General features: G+C 45.6%; 8 protein-coding genes. 3 read left to right on the top strand and 5 right to left on the bottom strand.

Going from position 1 to position 9,093, the window contains the following annotated elements:
• Positions 1-2,163: DNA helicase PcrA (gene pcrA, locus ACZMB2_RS13325; protein WP_487597101.1), on the bottom strand; the 2,163-nt coding region annotated here is incomplete at its 3' end.
• Between the two features lie 122 nt (positions 2,164-2,285).
• Between pcrA and ACZMB2_RS13320 the strand changes: the two genes are divergently transcribed.
• From ACZMB2_RS13320 to ACZMB2_RS13310, 3 genes are all read left to right on the top strand, one after another.
• Complete coding sequence (locus tag ACZMB2_RS13320) at positions 2,286-2,513, top strand: hypothetical protein (RefSeq protein ID WP_487597100.1); 228 nt, start codon at positions 2,286-2,288, stop codon at positions 2,511-2,513.
• A 66-nt stretch (positions 2,514-2,579) separates the two neighbouring features.
• The gene (locus ACZMB2_RS13315) at positions 2,580-3,596 is read left to right on the top strand and encodes an ABC transporter substrate-binding protein (protein WP_487597099.1); all 1,017 of its coding nucleotides are present in this window, start codon (positions 2,580-2,582) and stop codon (positions 3,594-3,596) included.
• A 156-nt stretch (positions 3,597-3,752) separates the two neighbouring features.
• On the top strand, positions 3,753-4,838 hold the full coding sequence (locus tag ACZMB2_RS13310; RefSeq protein WP_487597098.1) for an NAD(P)H-dependent flavin oxidoreductase: 1,086 nt from the start codon (positions 3,753-3,755) through the stop codon (positions 4,836-4,838).
• A gap of 49 nt (positions 4,839-4,887) precedes the next feature.
• On the opposite strand, the gene ACZMB2_RS13305 is transcribed toward ACZMB2_RS13310, so the two are convergent.
• From ACZMB2_RS13305 to ACZMB2_RS13290, 4 genes are all read right to left on the bottom strand, one after another.
• The gene (locus ACZMB2_RS13305) at positions 4,888-7,149 is read right to left on the bottom strand and encodes a hypothetical protein (RefSeq protein ID WP_487597097.1); all 2,262 of its coding nucleotides are present in this window, start codon (positions 7,147-7,149) and stop codon (positions 4,888-4,890) included.
• Between the two features lie 19 nt (positions 7,150-7,168).
• Complete coding sequence (locus ACZMB2_RS13300) at positions 7,169-8,029, bottom strand: DegV family protein (protein ID WP_487597096.1); 861 nt, start codon at positions 8,027-8,029, stop codon at positions 7,169-7,171.
• A 17-nt stretch (positions 8,030-8,046) separates the two neighbouring features.
• A complete protein-coding gene (locus ACZMB2_RS13295; protein WP_487597095.1) occupies positions 8,047-8,457 on the bottom strand; it encodes a hypothetical protein in 411 nt (136 codons plus the stop codon).
• Between the two features lie 123 nt (positions 8,458-8,580).
• Positions 8,581-8,937 carry a SpoVA/SpoVAEb family sporulation membrane protein gene (locus tag ACZMB2_RS13290; RefSeq protein WP_487597094.1) on the bottom strand — a complete coding sequence of 119 codons (357 nt, stop codon included), beginning with the start codon at positions 8,935-8,937 and terminating at the stop codon, positions 8,581-8,583.
• Between the last annotated feature and the right edge of the window lie 156 nt (positions 8,938-9,093).

Here is a 9,093-nt window from a genome sequence, read left to right as displayed (position 1 = left end):
GTCAAACTCTACTTTTACCTCAAAATCTCTGACGCCATCAGCAATTTCCAGCACCGTTCCCTGTCCGAATTTGATATGGGATACCCGGTCACCCACCGTATAATCCAGGCTGTCTGCCTTCACAACCTTAAACTGATTAGGATCGAAAGTCTTCGTCTTAAATGCTTCCTTTGCTTTCTGATACGGTGCATCCTTTGGTGGTGCCTGCACCTTGGGAGCCGGAGGTACAACGCTCTTCTTACCAAGGAGTTCTGGCGGAATCTCCCGAATAAAACGTGAAATATTGTTATACTGATTCTCGCCCCGGATCATCCGGACTCTGGCACAGGTAAGGGTTAGTTCTTTCATGGCACGGGTGATTCCCACGTAACAGAGTCTTCGTTCTTCTTCAATTTCCTCCACAGGATTATCTGCCGCAATGGACATGTAGCTGGGGAACAGCCCGTCCTCCATTCCTGCCAGAAATACATAGGGAAATTCCAATCCCTTGGCACTGTGGAGCGTCATCAGAAGCACCCGGTTGTCACTTTCTTCCAGGCTGTCAATATCTGCCACCAGCGCTACTTCCTCCAGAAATCCACTCAAAGACGGATGTTCTTCGCCTTCTTCATAGGAAACGGCTTTGCTGATAAACTCGTCAATATTTTCCAGACGCGCCTTTGCCTCATCCGTATCTTCGTCCTTCAGTTCCTGACTGTATCCGGTCCGGTCCAGAATCTCTTCAATCAATTCCTCCAGACTCATATCAGCCAGACGGAGACGCAGCTCATGAATCAGTGTCACAAAAGGCTGTATTTTTATGGATGCCCTTCCAAGCCCTGGAACATGTTCTGCATCTTCCAGTGCTTCAAAGAAACTCATACCCATGCTTTCCGCATAACTCTGCACCTTATTAAGTGATACATTTCCAATACCACGCTTCGGCACATTGATAATTCTGCGGACAGCCAGGTCATCTTTTCCGTTATCGATGGTTTTTAAATAAGCCAGAATATCTTTAATCTCTTTTCTGGAATAGAAATTCACTCCTCCAATGAGCTTGTAAGGAATGTTGGCATATAAAAATTTTTCCTCAAAAAGACGGGACTGGGCATTGGTACGGTACAATACTGCAAAATCTTTGTACTCTCCTTCTCCATTTTTCACTTTTTTACGGATCTCCCCCGCCACATATTCAGCCTCATCATAACCGGTCTGAAACTGCTGGAAAAATACCGGCTCTCCTTCTCCGTTCTCTGTCCAGAGCGCCTTCTCCTTTCGTCCACGGTTATGGGCAATCACTGCATTGGCCGTATCCAGAATGTGTTTGGTAGAACGATAGTTCTGCTCCAATTTTACCACCTTTGCATCGGGAAATACCTCTTCGAAATTCAGAATATTCTTAATATTTGCCCCGCGGAATTTGTAAATGGACTGGTCATCATCACCTACTACGCAAAGATTGTGATATTTCTTTGCCAGAATACTGATCAGCTTAAACTGTACCGTATTGGTATCCTGATATTCGTCCACCATGATATAGCGAAAACGTTCCTGATAAGATTCCAGCACATCCGGGCAGCTCTGGAAAAGCTCTACCGTTTTTACCAGCAGGTCATCAAAATCCAATGCATTATTTTTCTTCAATTCTTTCTGATATTCCAGATAAGCCTGGGCCATCTTCTCCATCCGAAAATCGCCTCTGACCTGCAGCTGAAACTCATTTGGTGAAATATATTCATTCTTTGCATTGGAAATGACACTTAGTACCGCCCGTTCCTTATAAAGCTTCGGATCCAGCTCCAGATGTCTGCAAACATCCTTCATTACCGTCTTCTGATCCTCCGTATCATAAATCGTAAAATTGGTGTCATATCCCAGTCGGTCAATATACCGGCGTAATATCCGCACACAGGCAGAATGGAAGGTACTGACCCACACACTCTCGGAACCATATCCCACAATACGATCCACACGTTCCCGCATCTCCCCCGCCGCCTTATTCGTAAAGGTAATGGCAAGAATATTCCACGGATTCACTCCGCAGTCTTCAATCAAATGAGCAATTCTGTAGGTCAGGACCCTGGTCTTTCCTGATCCTGCACCTGCCAGAATCAGAAGAGGACCTTCCGTACACTGAACCGCCTCCTGTTGTTCTTTATTTAATGTTCCCGTATCACTCATTGGGAATCCTCCTTATCCGCCTGCTTTTTCATAACTATAGCATAAGAACAGGTGTTTGACAATTGCTTTCCCCCGGCAAACCCTCTATAATAAAGGGTAGTTTTCAGAAAGGATTTTCTCATATGTATCAGAAGCTCAAACGAATTCTGGCTCTTGGAGCCGTCATTATTATTTTACTCTTATACGCAGCCACCTTTGTACTTTCCCTGCTTCCGGGCAATCAGGCGAAAGATCTTCTCATGGTGTCCATCGTAGCCACTGTGGTCATCCCGGTGCTTCTCTACATCTATCTGTGGCTGTTCCGTCTCTTCAAAGGTGATAACAAGGATCAGGACGATCCGGAAAAATAAGCCGCCGCACACAAACATTCCTTTTGCATATATTACACTATAATTTTCTGCAAAAGGAATGAGACTATGAAAAAATGGATTTCTGTCTTTCTGTCCGCATTGGCTGTACTGAGTCTTACGGCCTGCGGCGGGCAGAAGACCTCACAGACTTCTTCTCTTACTCCAGTCACGTTAAATGAAGTGGCACATTCTATTTTCTATGCTCCCCAGTACGTAGCAATCGAAAACGGTTATTTCAAGGACGAGGGAATCGATCTGACCCTGGTCACCGGTTTTGGCGCTGATAAGACTGCCACCGCTGTTGTATCTGGCGAAGCGGATATTGGTTTTATGGGAAGCGAATCTTCTATTTACATTTACAATCAAAATCCCGACGATTATCTGGTAAATTTTGCTCAGTTGACCCAGCGGGCCGGAAATTTTCTCGTTGCCAGAACTAATTCAGACACCTTCCAATGGACTGATTTAAAAGGAACCTACGTATACGGTGGTCGGGCAGGTGGAATGCCGGAAATGGTATTTGAATACATTCTCAAAAAGAATGGAATTGACCCGGCTGTTGATCTGACCATCGATCAGAGTATTGATTTTGGTTCTACCGCTGCTGCCTTTACCGGGAATGGCTCTCCGGCTGAGTACACCGTAGAATTTGAGCCTTCCGCTACTGCACTGGAGCAGGAAGGAAAGGGCTATGTAGTTGCTTCTCTCGGCGAAGCCTCCGGCTATGTGCCTTACACAGCTTACAGTGCAAAACAAAGCTACTTATCTGCTCATCCCGACATCCTGCAAGCCTTCACCAATGCACTGCAAAAAGGCATGGATTACGTCCAGACCCATACACCGGAGGAAATTGCAGAAGTCATTCAGCCTCAGTTTGCAGAGACCGACCTTGATACCATCACAGCCATCGTTACCCGGTATTATGAGCAGGATACCTGGAAAAAAGATCTGGTCTTTGAGCAGAGCAGCTTTGATCTTCTTCAAAACATTCTAAAAGAAGCAGGGGAACTGCCTGCATGGACACCTTATGAAGACCTAGTAACCACCACCTTTGCTGCAGAAGCTTCTGAATCCGCCCACTAATCTTCCAAAACACTGATCCCGTCATGATAGTTTCTCTGTTTGGATTTTCATGTAGTTTTGATAACCATATCACTTGACTTTCTTTTCCGTATCTATTATAATTATTTTGATAATCAAAACATTATACAAAGGGCAAGCGCCCGGAAAAGAGTACTTATGAACATTAAACCGTTACAAATTGGAAATAAAGTCGCAAAGCTTCCACTGATTCAGGGCGGCATGGGCGTTGGTGTCAGCCTGTCCAGACTGGCAGGCGCTGTGGCAAAAGCCGGTGGAGTCGGCATTATCTCCACCGCACAGATTGGATTTGAGGAACCGGATTTCGCAGAAGATTCCAAAACCGCCAACCTGCGTGCCATGAGACAGGAACTGGAAAAGGCAAGAACCATCGCACGGGATGTGAATGGCAGCTGTCCGGGACTGGTGGGATTCAACATTATGGTCGCCACCCGTGATTATGAAGATTATGTGAGAACCGCCGCCGAGGCCGGAGCCGATGTAATCATTTCCGGAGCAGGTCTCCCGGTGGATATGCCTGCTTATGTAGAAGGTACTGATACTAAAATTGCCCCCATTGTCTCCTCTGAAAAAGCAGCACGGATTATTCTGAAACGGTGGGATAAACGTTTTCACCGTACCGCAGATTTTCTTGTCATTGAAGGAGCCCACGCCGGAGGTCATCTGGGCTTTTCCAGAGAGCAGCTCACGCACCTCTATGAGCCCGACTATGATCGACAGTATGAGGAAGAAATCCGGAATATTATTGCCTGTACCAACGAATACGCAGTGAAATACGGCACCTCCATCCCCGTTATCGTGGCCGGAGGCATCATGAATGGCCAACAGACGCGCCACATGCTGGAGCTTGGCGCTGCCGGAATCCAGGTGGCCACGCCCTTCGTCACCACCGAGGAATGCGATGCCGCAGATGCATTTAAACAGGCTTACGTAAATGCCCGCCCGGAAGATATTGAGATCGTCACAAGTCCGGTCGGCATGCCGGCAAGAGCCATTCATAATCCTTTCCTTGAGAAGATTGCCCTTGGCAAAGAAACCATCTCCAAATGCTACCGCTGTCTGGAAAAATGCAATCCAAAAGAAACACCTTACTGTATCACTCAGGCATTGATCCGTGCTGTCCAAGGAGATGTGGAACATGGTCTCATTTTCTGTGGGGATAATGCCGCATATCTTGATCACATCAGCACTGTACCAGAGGTGATTGCCTCACTCTTTGCATAATAAAACAGCCGGATATGCAGTTTTTTTGCATATCCGGCCTTTTCATACTCTATACTTCTTCAAAGTCTTCTTCACGCAAAATGGTATTTCCATCTTCGTCCATATTCTTTTTTGTCATCTTCGCAAAGAAACGCTTCATACCGCCTTTCTCTGAATGTTCCATGGCTTCGTCCAAGATTTCCTTTACTTCAGTGACTGTCACATTATTATCCAGTGTCTGGCGTGATCCAATCTTGTCATATAATGCCAGTACCGCAAATTCATCCAGTGAATATCCATTTTCCATTGCATAAGATTTTGCAAAGTTCACCAGTTCCTCATTGGAAAACACTGGGACTTCCACCCTGTAGTCAAATTTGGAGGCAAAATTCTTGTTTTTTAAGAAAATCTTCTGAATATCTTCCTCTGTTCCTTCTAAAATAATTAGCAGTCCTCCGGTGTCACCTTCCATGGCAAGGCTGAGCGCCATAAGCGTGCTGCTCTCCAGACCACCTGCATTCTCAATAATCAGTGCTCCACCTTTCAACTTGGAAAGCACTTCCTGAATATCCTTGGAATTCAGCTTGGAGCCACTGATTTTTGCCAGTTTATGTCCCTCCAACCGATTTTCTTTCTGAAATGCCTTTACAATGTCGATTGCCAGCGTCGTCTTTCCATTTCCTTTGGAACCGGTAATTACCACATTCCCTTTAGAAGAATTATTCCTAGCTGATGGCGCCTCTCCTTTCAGAAGTCCGGATAGCTGCTTGCCCATTCCTTTTACTGTTGCAAAATAAGAAAATACTCTGGCCTGTTCTCTGGAAAGATGACCTGCACGCACTGCCAATTCCGCCACTTTCAGGGACATGGTATTCTGCAGATCCTGAATCATATTGAGAGAAGCCGTTTCAGAAGACACTTTCTCAGGTTCTGGTTTCGCTTCCGTTGCAGGCGCCTGTTGCTCCTGAATCTGCTCTGTGAGGTCTTCCAGCGCCTCACCCTCTTCCCCCGGTACTTGCGGATGTTCGATATCAGAGGAGACCTCATCTTCGGTCATCATCGGAACAGATTGTTCCTTCTTCTCTTTTTCGATCTCATTGAGAAGATCCCGCACATCCTGCGGAATTTCTTCGGACTCTCCCGAAATCAGTTTCATCAGTTCCGCGGTTCTCTGCATTACCTGTGCTTTACGCTCTTCTTCCTGCTTTGCAGTGGCTTCCAATCTTGCCTCCGTCTCTGCTTTTTTCTGTTCCCATTCAGCGAGCACATCCGGGATTGTCAGAAGCTCATCAGCTGGCTCTTCTTCCTCCGGTAATACATCCTCAAGAGATTCCAGTTCCGGCAGGTCATCTTCCAGTTCCGGCAGATCATCAACCTCTGGAGTTTCCAGTTCCGGCAGATCATCAATCTCCGGGATTTCTGGTTCCGGCAGATCGTCAATCTCCTGAGTTTCCGGTTCCGGCAGATCATCAATCTCCAAAGTTTCCAGTTCCGGTAAGTCATCTTCCAGTTCCGGCAGATCCACTTCTTCCACATCCGTTTCTTCTATGGTTTTCTCTTTGTTTGCATCAAGATCCAGATCCGGAACTTCAATTTCTTCTCCTGGCTGCAAAATTTCGTCCAGATTTGCTGCCAGTTCTGCCTGGAGATTCATGGTGCTGAATTTATCTGCATTGAAATCAACTTCTGTTCCTTCAAAATCATCTTCCGATACCATCGGTTTATCAGAATGCTCATACTTTTCCTGCTGTGCAGCAGTAAGTGGTACATACTGCATTTTCAATTCCATGGCTTTTCTAACATACTCGCCTTCACTGAACCAGAGAATCAGTTCATCGCACTCCCGGACACACTCGTCTGTCATCCCTGCCTGTGCATAGAGGGAGGCCAGTTCATATGCCCATTTTTCCTGATATTCATGAGCTTTATAATCTTTCAGAATCCGGATCTGATCTTCTATGGCAGAGCCCCGTTCCCGATAGATCTGATATTTCAAAATATAGCGGCTCTGATCATGAGGAGCAACCTTTACAAATTCCCGATACAGGGAAATTGCTTCCGGAAACTGATGCATCTTTGTCGCGATCTCTGTCATCTTATACAGCAGCATCCGGCCTACAGATGCCTTATCATAAGCAATATTCAAAATCTCCATGCAGTCTTCATAACGTTCCATGGCTTCATATACATCACTTACAATATACAACATATTCAGATTCTTTACCCGACGCCAGTCAATGGTGTCAGCAATCTTGGCAGCCGTCTCATAGTCCTTTTTGCCTGCCAGCTTTTCTATCTGTTCCGCCTTCAGGCGATACTCATACTTATCCAATGTTGGACGCCCTCTTTTCCTATACTTCTACCACTCTGGAACAAGCTACAGCCAGGCAGCCATCTCCAATATGGCATGCTACACTCAATGACAGTTCATCTACTCTCTGAACCTGATATCCAGGGAATTCTGCTTCTAACTCTTTTACAAATTCCAGCGCAGCTTCTTTATTATTTGTATGAGCCACATCAAGCCGCATCTGTTGTCCTGCAAAACGATTTTCCAGGTCACTGCGAATGGCATCAATCATGGTACGCTTTGCCGCATTCATAGTACGTACTTTTGCAAAAGCATCCAGCTTTTCACCATGAATCTGAAGCACCGGTTTCAATCTGAGCATCGTACCAAGGGCTGCAGCTGCTGGTGTGATTCTGCCGCCTTTTTTCAGATATTTTAAGGTCGTTACCGTAACATAAATACTGGACCGTAGTGCTTCTTTTTCCAGTACTTCCTTTACCTCAGCAGCCGTCTTTCCTGCTGCAATTAATTTCTGTGCATCTGCTATAGAAGCAATCTGGGTAATGGAAACACGCTGGTTATTAACCACCTGTACTTTTCCATCATAATCATCTGCCAGCATCATGGCTGTCTGGCAGCTTCCGCTTAAACCACTGGACATGGGAATATGCACAATCTCATCATACTCTTTCAAAACCTCCTCCCACAGTTTCATGACTGAAGCTGGAGATGGCTGAGAGGTAGCTACATCAGCATCTTCTTTTAAAAACTCATAGAACTGCTCCGGAAGGAGATCCACTCCGTCCAGATATTCCTTTCCGTTAATCAAAAACGGCATCGGAAGGACAAAAATTCCCATCTCCTTTGCTTCTTTCTGGCTGATTCCACTGTTGCTGTCGGTTACAATTGCTATTTTACTCATACGATTATTATCCTCTTCTATAATTTTTCCCAGCAGAAATAACAATGATAATGCTGGCGGCTTCCTGCCGGAATAAAGTTTTCCGCTCCGCAGTAAGCACATTTGATCCGCTCCATTCCGGAAGGAGTTCCCGGTTCGTAATCACCTCGACGCCCGATTCTGTCCGGCTTTCCTTTCGAATAGGCAGCTTCATAGTGACAATTGTCTCTGGCTGCCTGTCGATCCATCTTTCTTTCCTTGGGACGCGGCTGATTGGGTTTTGCTGTAGGTTTTAATTTTTCGACCATGGGACGGACCGGCTTGTTCGGCGTCGGTGTTCTTCTCTCCGGCACTCTTTCTTCCGAATGATTCTGCCCCTTTGCGAGCCTGTTCTGCTTTCCAATTCTAGAAAGAATAAAAAATATCACAACGGTGATAATTATTTCCATATCATTTCCTCCTGGCTCTCTGAGCATAAAAACCCATACTTTGATTTATTATAGCAAAAGCCATTCCAGAAAACAAGAATGGCAGAAGCCTTTTTACAGGTTTCTGCCATTCTTTCGATTTTTTCACTTTTTCATTTTAGAATCAAATATCAGACTTGCAAAATAGCCAAATACCAGCGCCGCACAGGTGCCGGCGGAGCCGGCAGTAAGTCCGCCCTTGAAGATTCCCAGAAGCCCTTCTTCCATGACCGCTTCTTTAACCCCTTTCCACAGCACGTTGCCAAATCCCAGCAAGGGTACACTGGCTCCTGCACCGGCATATTTTTGAAATGGCTCGTATAGTCCGACTGCCCCAAGCACAGCGCCTGTACATACCAAAAGTACCATAATCCGCCCCGGCATAAGTTTTGTCTTCTCCATCAGAATCTGTGTCAGGGCGCAGATCACCCCACCGACCCAGAATGCATTGATATAATCCATGAAAAACCACTCCTTTCTAACAGTATGAGAGACTTTTCAAAAAATATGTAATTTTGCTGACTTGAAATTTTAAATTCCAGTGCAGTGGTAAATTCCACCAGACATTAAAATTCCTTGATTTTATTGAATTATAATGAGCAAAATCTTTAGATAACT

The organism is Hominiventricola sp. (genome assembly GCF_057604405.1).
This window is presented reverse-complemented; position numbering and strand designations above follow the sequence as displayed.